Origin of the sequence: Rathayibacter sp. PhB186, from assembly GCF_003751825.1 — a bacterium.
GTDB classification, from domain to species: Bacteria; Actinomycetota; Actinomycetes; order Actinomycetales; family Microbacteriaceae; genus Rathayibacter; species Rathayibacter festucae.
The window spans coordinates 329,074-346,537 of sequence record NZ_RJKO01000004.1 but is presented as its reverse complement, the minus strand read 5'-3'; the positions used below and the strand labels follow the sequence as shown (position 1 = coordinate 346,537).

Genomic DNA, 17,464 nt, shown 5'->3' with positions numbered 1-17,464 from the left:
CCACCTCGCCGACGGCAAAACCAAGAAAGACATCCTCCGCCTCCTCAAACGAGCCCTCTGCCGCGAACTCTTCCCCCTCCTCTGCCGACCTTGACAAATAGAAGCTTCGAGATCCACCGTGATCAGGACGGCGGGTCTCGATACGCCGCTCCGCGGCTACTCGACCAGCATGCAGGGCCGCTGCTCGACCGGCGTGCGGATCATGCTGATCGAGTAGCCCTCGCAGAGGGCGTATCGAGATCCACCCTGCTGGAGACGGCGGGTCTCGATACGCCGCTGCGCGGCTACTCGACCAGCATGCAGGGCCGCTGCGCGGCTACTCGACCAGCACGGGGGCAGCCGCGCCGCTCCTCGATCAGCAGGAGGCGGCCGCGCCGCTCCTCGATCGGCAGGGGTGCCCCGCGCGGTCAGAGCCAGGCGTCCGCGAACCAGGGGGTCGAGACGGTGGCCAGGGCGGCGACGCCCTGGACGGCCGAGCGGTGCAGGTAGTGGTTCTGCTGGTCGTAGAGCGGCAGGATCCAGTAGCCCTCGAGCACGATCCGCTGGGCCTGCGAGTAGAGGTCGGCGCGCTCGGTCTCGTCGACGGTCGCGCTCGCCTGCTCGAGCAGGGCGTCGAGGGCGGGGTCGTTCACCTGGGCGTGGTTGGCGAAGTAGCCGCTCGGCGCCGGGGTGATGCCGGAGGACGCGTAGAGCGTGCGCAGGACGTCCGGTCCGACCTTCGTGTACGGCGCGCTGACCAGCTCGTACTCGTTCGCCGCGAGCGCGGTGTACCAGCTGGAGAGGTCGAGCAGGCTGATCTGCACGTCGAAGCCGGCGACCTTCGCCGACGCCTGGATCTGCTCGAACAGCGACTGCTCAGCCGGGATCGACTGGTTGGTGCTGACCGGCAGGCGCAGGACGAGCGGCGCGTCGTCCTTCTCGCGGATCCCGTCGCCGTCGGAGTCGACCCAGCCCGCGGCCGTGAGGAGGTCCTCCGCGGCGGCGATCTCGTCGTCCGAGCCGGCGTCCTCGAAGAGCGACGGATCGGAGTAGGCGGTCGCCTCGCTGCTCGACAGCGGCGAGTACGAGCGCTCGGCGGTGCCGAAGAAGAGGGAGTCGATCGCGTCGTTCACGCCGACGGCGCGGATGAACGCCTCGCGGACGCTCTGGTCGTCGAACGGCGCCTGGCCCGAGTTGAGCTCGAGGCGGTTCACCGAGCCGGGGCGGGGCGCGTCGATCTCGACCAGGTCGGAGGCGTCGGTCGCAGCCGCGAGCGTGTCGGGCTGGGCGTTGTCGATCACGTCCACCTCGCCCGCCTGCAGTGCCGCGTAGCGGGTGGCGGAGTCGGGGATGAAGCGCCAGGTGATGCTCGAGAGGTAGGCGGGGCCGTCGTGGCCCTCGCCGGTCGGGCCCGTGGCGGCGTCGTAGTCGTCGTTGCGGGTGAGGGTCACGTGGTCCTGCTTGACCCACTCCGTCACCGTGAACGGACCGGTGCCGACGGGCGCCTCGCAGTTGGCCTCCTCGCCGCGGGCGATGCCGGTGGGCGACTCGATCGCGGTCCACGGCTGCGAGAGCGACTCGAGCAGGGCGCTGTCGGGGGCACTGAGGGTGAAGCGGGCGACGGTCGGCGAGACGGCGGTGACCGACTCGACCTTCGCGACGGCGAGGTAGCCGGTGGAGGACTTGGTCGCCGGGTCCTGCAGGTGCTCGATGTTCGCGGCGACCGCGTCGGCGTCGAGCGGGGTGCCGTCGGTGAAGGTCAGGCCCTCGCGGAGGGTGAAGTCGTAGCTGAGCGCGTCGTCCGAGACGGTCCACGACTCCGCGAGCCACGGGGTGATGGTGCCGTCGTCGCTGCGCGAGACGAGCGACTCCAGCACCTGGGTCGCGAGCAGCGCCTGCGGGTAGTTGCCGCCGACGTGCGGGTCGAGGCAGGTGGGCTCGGCGTCGCCGGTCGCGTAGGTGAGGACGCCGTCGGCGACCGGGGTGCTGGAGTCTCCCCCGGCGTCGCCGTCGGACGCGGCGGTGCAGCCGGTCAGCAGGAGGGCGGAGGCCGCGAGGGCGGCGAGGGCGGAACGGCGCAGAGTCATGGCGGCTTTCGTCAGGAGGGGGAAGCCGCGTTTCTTGGACCCGGCCCACTAAACGCTACCAGCGCGCTCAGCCTCCGGGCGGAGGTCCCCTGTTCTGCCTCCTCCCGCGAGATGCCACTTGAGTACGCGACACGCCGAGGAAAGCGTGCACAAGTGGCATCTCGCGGGAGGGGGCAGACGCGCGGGTCAGCCGGAGGTCGAGGCGCGGACGACGAGCTCGGGCTGGAAGACGACCTGGCGGGGCTCGGACTCGAGGAGGAGCTCGACGGCGGTCGCGCCGATCAGGGCGCTGGGCTGGCGGATGCTCGACAGCGGCACGATGGTCGCGGTCGCGAAGGCGATGTCGTCGTAGCCGATCAGCGCCACGTCCTCCGGCACCCGCACCTCGCCCAGCAGCATCAACCCCTGCAGCACGCCGACGGCGAGCAGGTCGTTCGCGCAGAAGACGGCGTCCGGGCGATCGGCGGGAGCGCGCTCGGCGAGCGCCCGGCCCGCGGCCCGGCCATCCAGCACGGTGAGCCCCGGCGTCGGCAGCACCTCGAGCGTCGCGCTCGGCACCGCCGCCACGGCCTCGCGCGCGCCTGCGAACCGGTCCGCGACCTGGCGGATCGACTCCGGCCCGCCGACCACCGCGATCCGGCGCCGCCCGAGCCCGAGCAGGTGCTCGACCGCGAGCCGCCCGCCGGCGACGTCGTCGACCGCGACCGACGAGAACGCGCTGTCCCCCGACTCCCGGTCGACCAGCACGCAGGGGATGCCGTGCGCCCGGAGCCGGTCGAGCCGCGCCGATCCCTCCCCCTGCGGCGAGATCAGCACCCCGCTCACCCGCTGCTCCTCGAACAGGTCGAGGTAGGAGTCCTCGCGGTCGGCCTCGGCGTCGGTGCTCGCCAGGAGCACGGAGAGCCCCGCCTCGGCGGCGCGGGCCTGGGCTCCGCGGGCGAGCTCGGCGAAGAACGGGTTGCCGGCGTCGAGCACGACGAGGCCGATGCTGCGGCTGCGGCCGGCACGGAGCTGGCGGGCCGCGTCGTTGCGGACGAAGCCGAGCTCGGCGATCGCGGACTGCACGCGGCGGACGGACTCGGCGCCCACCTTCTCCGGGCGGTTCAGCACGTTCGAGACGGTGCCGACCGAGACTCCGGCGCGAGCGGCGACCTCGCGGACACTGATGGACGGCACATCGTCTCCTCGGGTCGTCGCGGGTCGCAGGGCTGCGCGCGATCCGGGAATCATCTCATCCGGCGGCACCGCAGGCGTGCCCCCTCTCTGCAGGCCTTTGACAGCCCGGGAAGCGGAGCGATACGCTCGGCCCACGGCGCTGTGAAACGATTCATACGGTGCCGCCCGGTCGGCGTCCGCCGCACGGCCGGATCGCCCCGCACAGAAGGACCCCGCCGTGACCGACCTCAGCCCCGACATCCTCCGCCAGCTCGAGCAGCAGGCGATCGAACTGCCCTCCTGGGCGTTCGGCAACTCCGGTACCCGCTTCAAGGTGTTCAGCACGCCGGGCACCCCGCGGACCATCGAGGAGAAGATCTCGGACGCGGCGAAGGTCAACGAGCTGACCGGCCTCGCGCCGAGCGTCGCGCTGCACATCCCGTGGGACAAGGTGGACGACTACGCGGCGCTGGGCGAGTTCGCCGCGTCGAAGGGCGTCGCACTGGGCACGATCAACTCGAACACCTTCCAGGACGACGACTACAAGTTCGGCTCGCTCACGCACTCCGACCCGGTGATCCGCCAGAAGGCGATCGACCACCACCTCGCCTGCATCGACATCATGGACGCGACCGGCTCGCGCGACCTCAAGATCTGGCTCGCCGACGGCTCCAACTACCCGGGCCAGCAGGACATCCGCGGCCGCCAGGACCGCCTCGCCGACTCGCTCGCCGCGATCTATGAGCGCCTCGGCACCGAGCAGCGCCTCGTCCTGGAGTACAAGTTCTTCGAGCCCGCGTTCTACCACACGGATGTTCCGGACTGGGGCACCTCCTACGCGCACGTCGCCGCGCTCGGCGACCGCGCGCTGGTCTGCCTCGACACCGGACACCACGCGCCGGGCACCAACATCGAGTTCATCGTCGCCCAGCTGCTGCGCCTCGGGAAGCTCGGCTCGTTCGACTTCAACTCGCGCTTCTACGCCGACGACGACCTGATCGTCGGAGCGGCCGACCCGTTCCAGCTCTTCCGCATCCTCTACGAGGTGGTGCGCGGAGGCGGCTACGGCCCGGACTCGCCCGTCGCCTTCATGCTCGACCAGTGCCACAACGTCGAGGACAAGATCCCCGGCCAGATCCGCTCGGTGCTCAACGTGCAGGAGATGACGGCGCGCGCGCTGCTCGTCGACCGCGCGGCCCTCGAGGAGGCGCAGCTCGCGGGCGACGTGCTCGGCGCGAACGGGATCTTCATGGACGCCTTCTACTCCGACGTCCGCCCCGCCCTCGCGGCCTGGCGCTCGGAGCGCGGGCTGCCGGCCGACCCGATGGCGGCCTATGCGGCGTCCGGGCACGCGCAGGCCATCGCGGAGGAGCGCGTCGGCGGCACGCAGTCGAGCTGGGGCGCGTAGGTCTCGGCGGGAACGTGTGCACAACTAAGGCTGGAAGGGCCGATCCGACCGTTTCTCGACGGATTCGGGGCTTCCAGCCTTAGTTGCGCACGGCGGCGGGGTGTGACCGGCCGGCGAGCGGGGTCCTGAGCGCCGTCGGGTCCGGGATCCGAGGGCCGATCGGGCCGTCCGGCTGACAGAGATGAGCTCCGGCTCGCGGAACGAGCTCCGGCACGCTCATTCGCGGCGTTTCGACGAGCCGAAGGTGTTTCCGCGAGCCCGACGTCGCCTCCGCATCCTCCGGCACGCAAAAGCAGCTCCGGCCCTTGAAATCGGCGAATTCTCGCAAGCCGGAGGTGATTCCGCGAGCCTGAGGCGGCTTCGGCAGGACCTCCGGCTCGCGGAACGAGCTCCGGCACGCGGGAACCCGGCGTTTCGACGAGCCGAAGGTGCTTCCGCGAGCCCGAGGTCGCCGCGGCATCTTCCGGCACGCAGAAGCAGCTCCGGCTCGCGGAATCACGGGATTCTCGCGAGCCGGAGGTGCTTCCGCGAGCCCGAGGTCGCGTCAGGGGTCAGAGCGCCGACCGGAGTCCGTCGACAAGGTCGTGCTGCGCCTCGCGGCCCGCGCGGGTCGGCACCAGCGGGTACACGTGCAGCTGGCCGACCGCCTCGTGCAGCTCGAACGGCACTCCGGCCGCCGCCGCCTTCTCGGCGAGGACGTGCGCGTCGGGGTTCAGGACGTCGCGGGTGCCGGTGTAGACGCTCAGCGGTCCGAGGCCGGCGAGGTCGCCGAAGAGCGGACTGACGATCGGGTCGAGCAGATCGAGCTCGCCGCGCCACTTCTCGGCGAGCACGCGGCCGCCCGGCGTGCCGAGCCACGGATCGCTCGGCTGCACCTCCGGGATGCGCGGGTTGCTCCAGGAGAGATCGAGCGCGGGCGAGATCAGCGTGGTCGACGGCAGGATTACGCCCTCGTCACGGAGGGCGAGGGCCGTCGACAGCGCGATCTGGCCGCCCGCGGAGTCGCCGGCGAGCGCCGTCGCGCCGTACCGGTCGAGACTCCGGTGCACCAGCGCGCGGACGCCGTCGCGCGCCTCGAGGGCCGTGCCGAACGGGACCAGCGGGTAGATCGGCAGGGTGACCGCCGCAGAGGCCTCGTCGGCGATGCGCGCCGCCAGCCACCAGTGCTGCGGCGCGATCTCGTTGACCCAGCCGCCGCCGTGGGCGTAGACGACCCCGCCGCGGATCCGCCGCGGGCGGATCGTGTAGACCGGCCAGCCGCCGACCTGCTCGACGTCGACGCGCACTCCGGGTCGCAGTCGCGGGGGCGGGCCGTAGCGGGCCGGGCGGAGGGCGTTCTCGCGGATCCGGCGGCGAGCGCCGTCCGCGCTGACGAACGTGCGGTTGGCGCGGGCCAGGCGCAGGGCGAGCGGGACGAGGGCGTCGGGGACGGCGAGGGGCATGCCCCAGCATCTCCCGCGGGGATCAGCGGAGCCTGGGCACTCCGGCGAGCGACGGATGCGGTCGCGGCTCCCCTCGGCCAGGGTGGTGCGATGGACACTGCACCGCTGCTCACCTGGACCCTCGCGCAGGAGATCCCGGTCCCCGCCGACGTCGACTCCCTCCTGGTGGAAGGGGAGAAGGCGGTCGCGTCGTTCCGCACGCTCCGCGACTCCGCCACCTTCACCACGAAGCGGCTCATCGTGCGCGACGCCCAGGGGCTGACCGGCAAGAAGGTCGAGATCTACTCGCTGCCGTACAGCTCGATCAACATGTGGTCGAGCGAGAACGCGGGCACGTTCGACCTCAACTCCGAGGTCGAGCTGTGGACGCGGGCCGGGCACATCAAGGTGAAGCTCGGGCGCGGAGCCGACATCCGGCGGCTGGACTCGCTGCTCGCCTGGGCGGTCCTGCACCAGCACTGACGCGGCGGCGCGTCCGCGAGCCCGGCGTGGCCGGCGTCGTCTCCGGCACGCGGGACGACCGTCGGCACGCGGAAACCAGAAGATTCGGCGAGCCGGAGGTGACTTCGCGAGCCGGAGATCGGACCCATCACCTCCGGCACGTGGAACGGGCCTCGGCTCGCGGAAACCAGCAGATCCCGCGAGCCGGAGCTGACTCAGCGAGCCGGAGATCGGACCCGTCGCCCTCCGGCACGGGAAACGAGCCTCGGCTCGCGGAGATCAGCGGACCCAGCGGGCCGGATGTGATTGCGCGAGCCGGAAGTGGGGCGGGCCTCCAGAATCGGTGGGCGGTGCCGTGGCTCAGTCGCCGCCCCCGCCGCCGCCGCCGTCGGAGCCTCCGCTGTCCGGCGAGCCGCCGTCCGGGGAGCCGCCGTCGTCGGCACGGCCGTCGCGGGTGTCCGATCCGCTCGAGGTGCCGTCGCCCGTCGCGGCGGTCGAGCCGCCGTCTCGTGAGGCCGGGCGCGCTCCCGGTGCACCCGCGCGCATCCGCAGGACGGTCGCGATGACCGATCCGACCACCGCGATGGCGACGACGAGGGCGACGAGCGCCGCGATCTGCTGGTTCTCCACGTCCGGCTCCTGACTGCGTGAGTGAATCCTCAGCGTCACCGTAGCGAGCGGGGCTGGACGAGGGCGACGGGACGGAGGCCGCGCAGAACATCAGCCAGGAGTGGTTCTCGTCGCCGATGGGCGATGGCGGACGCTCTCAGCTGATGTCCTGCCGAGCGGACGGGAGAAATCGCCTCGGGGAAGTGGGGGAACCCCATGCTGATCGAGTAGCCCGCGCAGCGGGCGTATCGAGATCCACCAGCGCCAGAAGACGAGTCTGCAGACCTGTCCTGCTGAGGACGGCGGGTCTCGATACGCCCCTGCGGGGCTGCTCGACCAGCATGCAGAGGCGCCTGCGGGGCTGCTCGGCCAGCATGCGGAGGCCGCTCCGGGGCTGCTCGACCAGCATGCGGAGGCCGCTCCGGGGCTGCTCGACCAGCACGGTGGGCCACGACGGCCGCGAGCGCCGGGCGCTACGGTGACCCCATGCCGAGACAGCCGACGATCCGCGACGTCGCGGTCAGCGCGGGCGTCTCGTACCAGACGGTGTCGCGCGTGCTCAACGACAGCCCGCAGGTCCGGCCGCGCACCCGCGACAAGGTGCTCGCGGCCATCGACGACCTCGGCTTCCGGCGCAGCGCCGCAGCCCGGGCTCTCGCGGCCGGCCGCTCCGGGCTGATCGGCATCCTCGCCGCCGAGAGTCACAGCTTCTACGGCACCGCCACGGCGATGGCCGCGATCGAGCAGGCCGCGCGCGACGCCGGCTACCGGGTGCCGGTGGTCAACGCGGCGCCCGACGCGGAGTCGCTGGCCGCCGCGCTCGAGCACCTCCAGCGCGAGGCGGTCGAGGCGATCGTCGTGCTCGCGCCGCAGGAGCGCGCGCTCGAGGCGATCGAGAGCCTCGCGATCGGAGTGCCGTTCGTCACCCTCGGCGCGGCGGGGCGCGGGGCCGACCCGCGGCTCCTCGTCGACCAGGCCGCGGGTGCGCGGCTCGCCGCCGAGCACCTCCTCGCGCTCGGCCACACCCGGATCGCCCACCTGGCCGGCCCGCAGCACTGGGTGGAGGCGCACGCCCGCCTCGACGGGTTCACCGCGCGGATGGCGGAGGCGGGGCTGGAGCCGGCCGCGGTGATCGGCGGCGACTGGACGGCGGAGTCCGGATACCGGGCGGGACTGCGGCTGCTCGACGAGGTCGCCGACCTCACCGCGGTCGTCGCCGGGAACGACCAGATGGCGCTCGGGCTGCTGCACGCCTGCGCGGACCGCGGCGTGCGCGTGCCCGAGGACCTGAGTGTCGTCGGCTTCGACGACGTGCCCGAGGCCGCGCACTACCGGCCGCCGCTGACGACGATCCGGCAGGACTTCGCCGAGGTCGGCCGCCGCACGATCGGCGTGGTGCTGGCGGAGCTGCGCGGCGAGCCGGCCGCCGTCGACCGGCCGGTGCCGCCGGTGCTGGTCGAGCGGGACTCGACACGGGCGGTCTGAGGCGGCGCGCCGGCGACGCCGGGTCTCGATACGCCCCTGCGGGGCTACTCGACCAGCATGAGGACGGCGGGTCTCGATACGTGCCCCGCGGGCGCTACTCGACCAGCATGAAGACGGCGGATCTCGATACGCGCCCTCCGGGCGCTACTCGATCAGCGTGGGACGCCGGGCCTCCTGGGAAAGCTCACCTACTGCGGAGGGGGAAGCCATGTTGATCGAGTAGCCCGCACAGCGGGCGTATCGAGATCCACCCGCGTCGGAAGACAAGTCTGCAGACCGCCCTGCCGGCGACGCCGGGTCTCGATACGCCCCTGCGGGGCTACTCGACCAGCATGACTGAAGACCGCCGCGTGCTTTCCCTCACCGCCGAGACGCGAAGCGGCTTCGCCGGACGGTGGATCTCGATACGCGCCCTGCGGGCACTACTCGATCAGCGAAGGACGCGCCCTGCGGGCGTCCTCCATCAGCAGGCCAGAGCTCCGCGCTTGCCGACCACAAGACACTTCGCCTACGCTGGCGCGTGGCTTTGTGAACGGTCACATGGCCCTCAGCGAGGAGTGCAATGGACCAGCGACGGCCCCCCGCCGAGGCGATCACGAGCGGCGCGACCGCCCTCGGGATCGAGCTCGGCTCCACCCGCATCAAGGCCTGCCTCGTCGACGCGGCCGATCCCTCCGTGGTCCTCGCCGTCGGCAGCCACGAGTGGGAGAACCAGCTCGTCGACCGCCGCTGGACGTACTCGCTCGACGCCGTGCACGAGGGGCTCCAGGCCGCCTACGCCGACCTCGTCGCCGACGCCGAGAAGCGCCACGGCGTGCGCCTCACCACGGTCGGCGTCCTCGGCGTCTCCGCGATGATGCACGGCTACCTCGCCTTCGACGAGGCCGGCGAGCTGCTCGTCCCGTTCCGCACCTGGCGCAACACCAGCACCGGCCCGGCGTCGGCCGAGCTGACCGAGCTGTTCGGCGCGAACATCCCGCTGCGCTGGTCGCTCGCGCACCTGCACCAGGCGGTCCTCGACTCCGAGCCGCACGTCGAGAGGATCGACTTCCTCACCACCCTCGCCGGCTACGTGCACTGGCGCCTCACCGGCGAGAAGGTCCTCGGAGTCGGCGACGCCTCCGGCATGGTCCCGACCGACCCGGCGACCCGCGACTACGACGAGACCGTCCTCGAGCGCTACGACGCCCGCGTCGCCGGCACCCTGCCGCCGCTGCGCGAGCTGCTGCCCGCCGTCCTCCCCGCGGGCGCCGCGGCCGGCGAGCTCACCGCCGAGGGCGCGCTGCTGCTCGACCCGACCGGCGCGCTCCAGGCCGGCGTGCCGTTCTGTCCGCCCGAGGGCGACGCCGGCACCGGCATGGTCGCCACCAACTCCGTCGCCCCGCGCACCGGCAACGTCAGCGCCGGCACGAGCATCTTCGCGATGGTCGTCCTGGAGCGCCCGCTCGAGAGCGTGCACCACGAGCTCGACCTGGTCGCCACTCCGGCCGGCGACCTCGTCGCGATGGTGCACTGCAACAACGGCGCGAGCGAGCTCGCCACCTGGGTCGGCCTGTTCTCGCGGTTCGCCGCGGCCTCGGGCGGACCCTCCGACAGCGACGCCGTCTACGGCACCCTCTTCGCGGAGGCGCTGGCCGGCGAGGCCGACGCGGGCGGGCTCCTCGCCTACAACCACCTCGCGGGCGAGCCGATCGCCGGGCTCGTCGAGGGCCGCCCGCTCGTCGTGCGCACCCCCGACTCCCGCCTCACGCTGGCCAACTTCATGCGCGCGCAGCTCTACGGCGTGTTCGGCACGCTCGCGCTCGGCATGCGCGTGCTGGCCGGCGAGGGCGTCGTGATCGACGAGATGTTCGCCCACGGCGGCATGTTCCGCACGGCCGGAGTCGCCCAGCGCTTCCTCGCCGGAGCGCTCGACGCCCCGGTCTCGGTCGCCGCGACCGCCTCCGAGGGCGGCCCCTGGGGCATGGCGGTGCTCGCCGCCTTCCGCCTGCAGGAGGGGACGACCCTCGACTCCTACCTGACCGAGCAGGTCTTCGGCGACGCCGGCTTCGAGACGGTGGCGCCCGACAGCGCCGACGTCGCCGGCTTCACCGCCTACCTCGAGCGCTACCGCGCCGGCCTCGCCGTCGAGCAGACGGCCGTCGACACCCTCACCACGCAAGGAGACACCGCATGACCGACAGCACGACCGCTGCGCCCGCCGGGTTCGGCCCCGAGGTCGAGGCGGCGATCGCCCGCGTCCGAGAGGACGTCGCCCGCCTGCACGCCGAGCTCGTCCGCTACGGCCTCGTCATCTGGACCGGCGGCAACATCTCCGGCCGCGTGCCCGGCGCCGACCTCTTCGTGATCAAGCCGAGCGGCGTCTCCTACGACGACCTCGCGCCCGAGAACATGATCCTCTGCGACCTCGACGGCACCGTCGTCCCGGGCAGCCTCGGGTCCGAGCGCAGCCCGTCCAGCGACACCGCCGCGCACGCCTACGTCTACCGCGAGATGCCCGAGGTCGGCGGCCAGGTGCACACGCACTCCACCTACGCCACCGCGTGGGCCGCTCGCGCCGAGGCGATCCCCTGCGTCATCACCGCCATGGCGGACGAGTTCGGCGGCGAGATCCCGCTCGGCCCGTTCGCGATCATCGGCGACGACTCGATCGGCCGCGGCGTCGTCTCGACGCTCACCGGGCACCGCTCGCGCGCCGTCCTGATGCAGAACCACGGCGTCTTCACCATCGGCAAGGACGCGAAGGACGCCGTCAAGGCCGCGGTGATGACGGAGGACGTCGCCCGCACCGTGCACATCGCGCGCCAGGGCGGCGAGCTCGTCCCCATCCCGCAGGAGTCGATCGACGCCCTGTTCGACCGCTACCAGAACGTCTACGGACAGAACCCCACCGGAGCACTCGCATGACCCGCTACAAGAGCATCGTCCCCGACCTCGCGACCCGCACCGTCCGGTTCCTCACCGGCAGCCAGGACCTCTACGGCGAGGACACCCTCCGCCAGGTCGCCGAGCAGTCACAGGCCGTCGTCGCGCAGCTCAACGAGTCCAGCGACATCCCCGTCACCGTCGAGTGGAAGCCGGTGCTGAAGAGCTCCGACGCGATCCGCCGCACGATGATCGAGGCGAACTCCGACGACTCCGTCGTGGGCGTCATCACCTGGATGCACACCTTCAGCCCCTCGAAGATGTGGATCCACGGCTTCGACGCGCTGGCCAAGCCGCTGCTGCACTTCCACACCCAGGCGAACGTCGCCCTGCCGTGGCAGGACATCGACTTCGACTTCATGAACCTCAACCAGGCCGCGCACGGCGACCGCGAGCACGGCTACATCCTCAGCCGGATGAGCGTGCCGCGGAAGACCGTCGTCGGCCACGCGAGCGACGCCCGCGTCACCGAGTCGATCGGCATCTGGTCGCGCGCCGCGGCCGGCTGGTCGGCCTCGCAGAGCATGAAGGTCGCCCGCTTCGGCGACAACATGCGCAACGTCGCCGTCACCGAGGGCGACAAGACCGAGGCCGAGATCCGCCTCGGCGTCAGCGTCAACACCTGGGGCGTGAACGAGCTCGTCGAGCGCGTGGACGCGGCGACCGACGCCGACATCGACGCGCTGGTCGCGGAGTACGTCGAGAGCTACGACGTGGTGCCCGAGCTGCTCCCCGGCGGCGAGCGCCACGAGTCGCTCCGCTACGGGGCGGCGGTCGAGATCGGCCTGCGCTCGTTCCTGGAGGAGGGCGGCTTCGAGGCGTTCACCGACAGCTTCGAGGACCTCGGCGGGCTGCGTCAGCTCCCGGGTCTCGCCGTGCAGCGGCTGATGGCCGACGGCTACGGCTTCGGCGGCGAGGGCGACTGGAAGACCGCCGTCCTCATCCGCATCGCCGCGGTGATGGGCGCCGGCCTGCCCGGCGGCACCAGCCTGATGGAGGACTACACCTACGACATGACGCCCGGCGAGGAGCTCATCCTCGGCGCGCACATGCTCGAGGTGTCGCCGTCGCTGTCGTCGAAGCGCGCGTCGCTCGAGATCCACCCGCTGGGCATCGGCGGCCGCGAGGACCCGGTGCGCCTGGTCTTCACCGCCGACGCCGGCGACGCGGTCGTCGTCGCGCTGAGCGACGTGCGCGAGCGCTTCCGCCTGGTCGCGAACAAGGTGACCACCGTCGAGCCGCCGCAGACGCTGCCGCACCTCCCGGTCGGCCGCGCCGTCTGGCAGCCCGCCCCCGACTTCGGCACCAGCGCCGCGGCCTGGATCACGGCCGGCGCCGCGCACCACACCGTCATGACGACGCAGATCGGCCTGGAGGCGTGGGAGGACTTCGCCCGCATCGCCGGCGTCGAGCTCCTCGTCATCGACGAGTCGACCACCCTCCGCGGCTTCGAGGCCGACATCCGCTCGAACGCGGCGTACTACCGCCTCGCGCAGGGGCTGTAGCGACACTGCACGACCGACGGCCGGCTCCCCGCGGGGGCCGGCCGTTCGTGCGTTCCCAGGGTCGCCTGATCAGCGGAGGTCCCCCTCGCATGCTGGTCGAGTAGCCGCGGCGCGGCATCTCGAGACCCGGCGTCGCCAGTGCGGCGGGACTGCAATGCCGACGTCTCGGCGACGGTGGATCTCGATACGCCCGCTGCGCGGGCTACTCGATCAGCATGAAGGGCCGCTCGATGAGCATCGAGCCTGCGGCGCTGCACAACATCAGCTGAGAAGGGGTGGCCTCCGCTGTCAGACGAGGGACCCTGCTCTCAGCTAATGTTGCGCCCGCCCCTTGCTGGTCGAGTAGCCGCGGAGCGGCGTATCGAGACCCGACGTCGTCAGAACGACGGGACGGCAGACCGAGGTCTCGGTGACGGTGGATCTCGATACGCCCGCTCCGCGGGCTACTCGATCAGCATGAAGAGCCTGCGGCGCTGCAGAACATCAGCTGAGAAGGGGTGGCCTCCGCTGACGGGCGAGGGACCCTGCTCTCAGCTGATGTTGTGCGGACCGCATGCTGGTCGAGTAGCCCCGCAGGGGCGTATCGAGACCCGACGTCGTCAGAACGACGGGGCTGCAGGCCGAGGTCTCGGTGACGGTGGATCTCGATACGCCCGCTGCGCGGGCTGCTCGATCAGCATGGAAGGGGAGCGCGGCGTCGGCCGCTCGATCGCGGCGGCCGGTCAGTCGGCGGCGCCGCGCCACTCAGCGGGAGGTGGAGAAGGCCGCGTCGAAGGCGTCGGCCGGGGGCGTGATGGCGTTGAGCTTGCGGACGAAGGCGAGGGCCTCGGGGGCGCCGTCGAGGCGGTCCATGCCGGCGTCCTCCCACTCGACGCTGGTCGGGCCGGTGTAGCCGATCGCGTTCAGGGCGCGGAAGACGGGCTCCCACGGGACGGCGCCGTGGCCGGTCGAGACGAAGGTCCAGCCGCGGCGCGGGTTGGCCCAGGGCAGGTGCGAGCCGAGGACGCCGTTGCGGCCGTCGAGGTTGGCGATCGACTCCTTCACGTGCACGTGGAAGATGTGCTCGGCGAAGTCGAGGATGAACGCGACGCTGTCGAGCTGCTGCCAGACGAAGTGCGACGGGTCGAAGTTGAAGCCGAAGGACGTCCGGTGGCCGATCGCCTCGAGGGTGCGCTTCGCGGTCCAGTAGTCGTAGGCGATCTCGCTCGGGTGCACCTCGAGGCCGTAGCGGACGCCGACCTCCTCGAAGACGTCGAGGATCGGGTTGAAGCGGTCGGCGAAGTCCTGGTAGCCGGCGGCGATCCACTCGTCGGAGGCGGGCGGGAACATCGCCACGCCCTTCCAGATCGACGAGCCGGAGAAGCCGTTGACCTGCTTCACGCCGAGCGCGGCGGCGAAGCGGGCGGTGTCCTTGAGGTCCTGCGCGGCCCGCCGGCGGACGCCCTCGGGGTCGCCGTCGCCCCAGACGCGGTCGCTGAGGATGTCGCGGTGGCGCGCGTCGATCGGGTCGTCGCAGACGGCCTGGCCGGTGAGGTGGTTCGAGATCGCGAAGACCTGGAGGCCGTTCTTCTCCAGGATGTCCTTCCGGCTCTGCACGTACTCCGCGTCGTCCCAGCGGGCGACGTCGATGTGGTCGCCCCAGCAGGCGATCTCGAGTCCGTCGTAGCCCCACTCGCCGGCGAGACGGGCCACCTCCTCGAACGGGAGGTCTGCCCACTGGCCGGTGAAGAGGGTGATCGGTCGCGTCATCGCGGAGTCCTTACTCTCGACTCCCGTGCGCCGTCGCACCGGGAGAGGTAATTTGAAGTTCCAGGCAACATATCAGGCGCTCCCACGAGCCCGAAAGGAACCGATCATCTCCTCGATCGACAGCGCATCGTCGCGCACCGACCTCCTCGTCACCGCCACCGCCGCTCCGACCTGGGAGGAGGGGCTGATCGTCGGCAGCGGCCGCGTCGGCGCCGTCGTCCACGGGCCGGCCGACGCGCTCACCGTGTCCCTGGCGCACGAGCGGTACTTCCTGCCCGTCAACGCGCGGCCCGCCGCACCCGATCTCGCCGGGTTGCGCGAGGAGCTGCGCAGCGCCCTGCTGGCCGGCGACGCCGATGCGGCGAGCGAGGCGCTGATCCGCGGCGCGCGCTCCAGCGGCTACGACGGCGGCCTGATCTGGACCGACCCGCTCGGGATCTGCGCGACCGTCTCGATCCGCACGGCCGGAGGCGTCGCCTCGAGCCGCCGCCTGATCGACCCGCGGCTGGGCGAGGTCGCGGTCGAGTGGACCGACCTCGACGGCGGGCGGCACGCGGTGCGGCTGATCGCCCCGCACGGCGGCGAGAGCGTGCGGCTGTGCGTGGAGTCCGACCGCGACGGCGAGAGCGTCGTCGAGCTCGGGCTGGGCGCGGGAGACGCGACCTCGTTCGACACCGGGGTCCCGGACGCGTCGGCGGTCGTCGAGGCGAGCGTCGAGGGCGGGGCGACGGGGCGGCTCGTCGCCCTGGCCGGGACCGGCAGCGCGGAGACCGGGGGCGAGCGCGTCCGCGCGGTCGTGACCGCCGCCACCGGGACGCCGTGGCAGGTGGAGGGAGACATCACGCGCTCCGTCGCGCCGGTCGCGGCCGGGGCGCCCCGGCTCCTCCGCGTCGACCTCTCGCTCTCGGACGGGGAGCCGGTGGCGGACGACCTGTCGTGGACCGACCTGCGCGCGGCGCAGCGCGACGGCCACGGCCGCCTCGTCGGCGCCTCCGCGCTCGACCTGGCCGGCGCCTCCACCGCCGTGCTCACCGAGGACCTCTGGGACGAGGCCCGCGCCGGCGACGAGGGCGCGCGCCGCCGCGTCGTCGAGCTCGCGTACCTCAGCGGCCGGGCGAACATCGTCGCGTCGACCGGCGAGCTGCCGCCGACGCTGCAGGGCGTCTGGCAGGGGACCTGGCGGCCGGCCTGGTCCGCCGACTACACGCTCAACGGCAACGTGCAGAACGGGGCGATGGCGGGGATGATCCCGACCGGCACGCCCGAGCTGGCGCTGTCGATCCTGGAGCTGGTGCTGCCGCACCTCGACGACTACCGCGAGAACGCGCGCCTCGTCTACGGGGCGGAGGGGATGCTGCTGCCGTCGCGGATGTCGACGCACGGCCGCGCGGACCACTTCGCGGCCAGCTACCCGCACCTGTTCTGGACCGGCTGCGGCGGCTGGGTGCTGCGCCTCGCCGCCGACGCCGTGGCCGCGACGGGCGACCGCGGGATCGTGGACGACCGGCTGTGGGAGCTGGCCGAGGGCGTGCTCCGCTTCGCCGAGACCGGCACGACCGTGGTCGACGGGGTCCGGCGGATCGTGCCCTCCTACTCCCCCGAGAACACCCCCGGCGGGGCGCGCTCGCCGCTGGCCGTCGACGCGACGATCGACGTCGCGGTGCTGCGCGACGCCGCCCGGGCGACCGCGCTGCTCGGACGGGCCCGCGGCGACGACGCGCTCGACGAGCGCTGGGCGCGGGTGGTCGCCGAGCTGCCGGAGTACCGCGTGGCCGACGACGGCACGCTCGCGGAGTGGATCGATCCGCGGTTCTCGGAGGAGATCGCGCACCGGCACGCCTCGCAGCTGTACCCGCTCTGGTACGGCGGCGACGCGGCGTTCGAGGGCGACGCTCCGGCTGCCGTGCGGCTGCGGGCGGCCGCGGCGGCGACCGTGGCCGCGAAGATCGCGTGGCGGGCCGAGGCGCCGACCGCTCCCCCGGGGCGGATGGAGATGGCGTTCGGGCTGGTGCAGGTCGGCACGGCGGCGGCGGCGCTGGGAGATGCGGAGTCGGCGCTGACCTGTGCGGAGTGGCTGGCGGTCGAGCACTGGTCGCCGACGCTGACGACCCGGCACGACGCGGGGCGCATCTTCAACCTCGACGCGAGCGGCGGGCTGCCGGGACTGGTCGCGGCGATGCTGCTCGGGTCGGACGACGAATCGCTGACGGTGCTCCCGGCGCTGCCGTCGGTGTGGGCGCGCGGTGCGGTGACGGGGCTGCGGGCGCGCGGCGGGCTGGTCGTGGACCGGCTGGAGTGGTCGCCGGGGCGGGCGTCGCTGTGGGTGCGGCGGCTGCCGGGCGCGGAGTGGCTGGCGCCGGCGGGCGGGACGCGGCTGCGGACGCTCCGCGGCGCGGTGCTGCGGGTCGACGGGCGCGAGGTGTCGGGTGGGCTACCGATCGGCGCGGAGGCGGTGCGCGTGGACGTGGAGTGGCGCGACTGAGGCTGCTCTCGGCGACTTCCGGCTCGCGGAACGCGCCTGGGCACGAGTGGCCGACCCCGCACCCCAGGCGGCCGATCCTCGCGCCTCATCCGCGCGAGAGGCACAGCTGGGCGATTATCCGACAATCGCGACTATGTCAGTTCAACCGCACGGACTCCCGCTCGACGGGGTCCAAGGTGTGGGTCGCAGTTGCGGGC

12 protein-coding genes are annotated in these 17,464 nt (G+C 72.6%); 7 read left to right on the top strand and 5 right to left on the bottom strand.

Annotated elements, in window-relative coordinates:
* Positions 1 to 407 precede the first annotated feature (407 nt).
* Positions 408 to 2,066, bottom strand: coding sequence for an ABC transporter substrate-binding protein (locus tag EDF45_RS13315; RefSeq protein ID WP_123736317.1), 1,659 nt, complete (start codon positions 2,064 to 2,066; stop codon positions 408 to 410).
* A 186-nt stretch (positions 2,067 to 2,252) separates the two neighbouring features.
* The gene (locus EDF45_RS13310) at positions 2,253 to 3,242 is read right to left on the bottom strand and encodes a LacI family DNA-binding transcriptional regulator (RefSeq protein WP_260312180.1); all 990 of its coding nucleotides are present in this window, start codon (positions 3,240 to 3,242) and stop codon (positions 2,253 to 2,255) included.
* A gap of 217 nt (positions 3,243 to 3,459) precedes the next feature.
* On the opposite strand from EDF45_RS13310, the gene rhaI reads away from it, so the two are divergent.
* On the top strand, positions 3,460 to 4,629 hold the full coding sequence (gene rhaI / locus EDF45_RS13305; protein ID WP_185020182.1) for an L-rhamnose isomerase: 1,170 nt from the start codon (positions 3,460 to 3,462) through the stop codon (positions 4,627 to 4,629).
* Positions 4,630 to 5,180: 551 nt separating this feature from the next.
* Here the strand turns inward: rhaI and EDF45_RS13300 are convergent.
* Positions 5,181 to 6,071 carry an alpha/beta hydrolase fold domain-containing protein gene (locus tag EDF45_RS13300; RefSeq protein WP_123736319.1) on the bottom strand — a complete coding sequence of 297 codons (891 nt, stop codon included), beginning with the start codon at positions 6,069 to 6,071 and terminating at the stop codon, positions 5,181 to 5,183.
* Between the two features lie 90 nt (positions 6,072 to 6,161).
* Here EDF45_RS13300 and EDF45_RS13295 point away from each other — a divergent pair, with 90 nt between their 5' ends.
* Positions 6,162 to 6,533 carry a PH domain-containing protein gene (locus tag EDF45_RS13295; RefSeq protein ID WP_123446854.1) on the top strand — a complete coding sequence of 124 codons (372 nt, stop codon included), beginning with the start codon at positions 6,162 to 6,164 and terminating at the stop codon, positions 6,531 to 6,533.
* 339 nt (positions 6,534 to 6,872) lie between these two features.
* Here the strand turns inward: EDF45_RS13295 and EDF45_RS13290 are convergent, their stop codons facing one another.
* Positions 6,873 to 7,142, bottom strand: coding sequence for a hypothetical protein (locus EDF45_RS13290; RefSeq protein WP_123736320.1), 270 nt, complete (start codon positions 7,140 to 7,142; stop codon positions 6,873 to 6,875).
* A gap of 465 nt (positions 7,143 to 7,607) precedes the next feature.
* Here EDF45_RS13290 and EDF45_RS13285 point away from each other — a divergent pair, with 465 nt between their 5' ends.
* From EDF45_RS13285 to araA, 4 genes are all read left to right on the top strand, one after another.
* On the top strand, positions 7,608 to 8,606 hold the full coding sequence (locus EDF45_RS13285) for a LacI family DNA-binding transcriptional regulator (RefSeq protein WP_123736321.1): 999 nt from the start codon (positions 7,608 to 7,610) through the stop codon (positions 8,604 to 8,606).
* A gap of 562 nt (positions 8,607 to 9,168) precedes the next feature.
* Positions 9,169 to 10,782 (top strand): xylulokinase, encoded by a 1,614-nt coding sequence (locus EDF45_RS13280; RefSeq protein WP_123736322.1) that lies wholly within the window; start codon positions 9,169 to 9,171, stop codon positions 10,780 to 10,782.
* Positions 10,779 to 11,513 (top strand): L-ribulose-5-phosphate 4-epimerase, encoded by a 735-nt coding sequence (locus tag EDF45_RS13275; RefSeq protein WP_123446858.1) that lies wholly within the window; start codon positions 10,779 to 10,781, stop codon positions 11,511 to 11,513. The genes EDF45_RS13280 and EDF45_RS13275 overlap by 4 nt, the downstream gene beginning before the upstream one ends.
* Positions 11,510 to 13,036 carry an L-arabinose isomerase gene (gene araA, locus EDF45_RS13270; RefSeq protein WP_123736323.1) on the top strand — a complete coding sequence of 509 codons (1,527 nt, stop codon included), beginning with the start codon at positions 11,510 to 11,512 and terminating at the stop codon, positions 13,034 to 13,036. The genes EDF45_RS13275 and araA overlap by 4 nt, the downstream gene beginning before the upstream one ends.
* A 744-nt stretch (positions 13,037 to 13,780) precedes the next feature.
* On the opposite strand, the gene EDF45_RS13265 is transcribed toward araA, so the two are convergent.
* Positions 13,781 to 14,785, bottom strand: a complete 1,005-nt coding sequence (locus tag EDF45_RS13265) for a sugar phosphate isomerase/epimerase (RefSeq protein WP_123736555.1) — start codon at positions 14,783 to 14,785, stop codon at positions 13,781 to 13,783.
* 25 nt (positions 14,786 to 14,810) lie between these two features.
* Here EDF45_RS13265 and EDF45_RS13260 point away from each other — a divergent pair, with 25 nt between their 5' ends.
* Entirely contained in the window at positions 14,811 to 17,267 is a 2,457-nt protein-coding gene (locus EDF45_RS13260; protein ID WP_185020181.1) for a glycosyl hydrolase family 95 catalytic domain-containing protein, read from the top strand.
* The last annotated feature ends 197 nt before the right edge of the window (positions 17,268 to 17,464 follow it).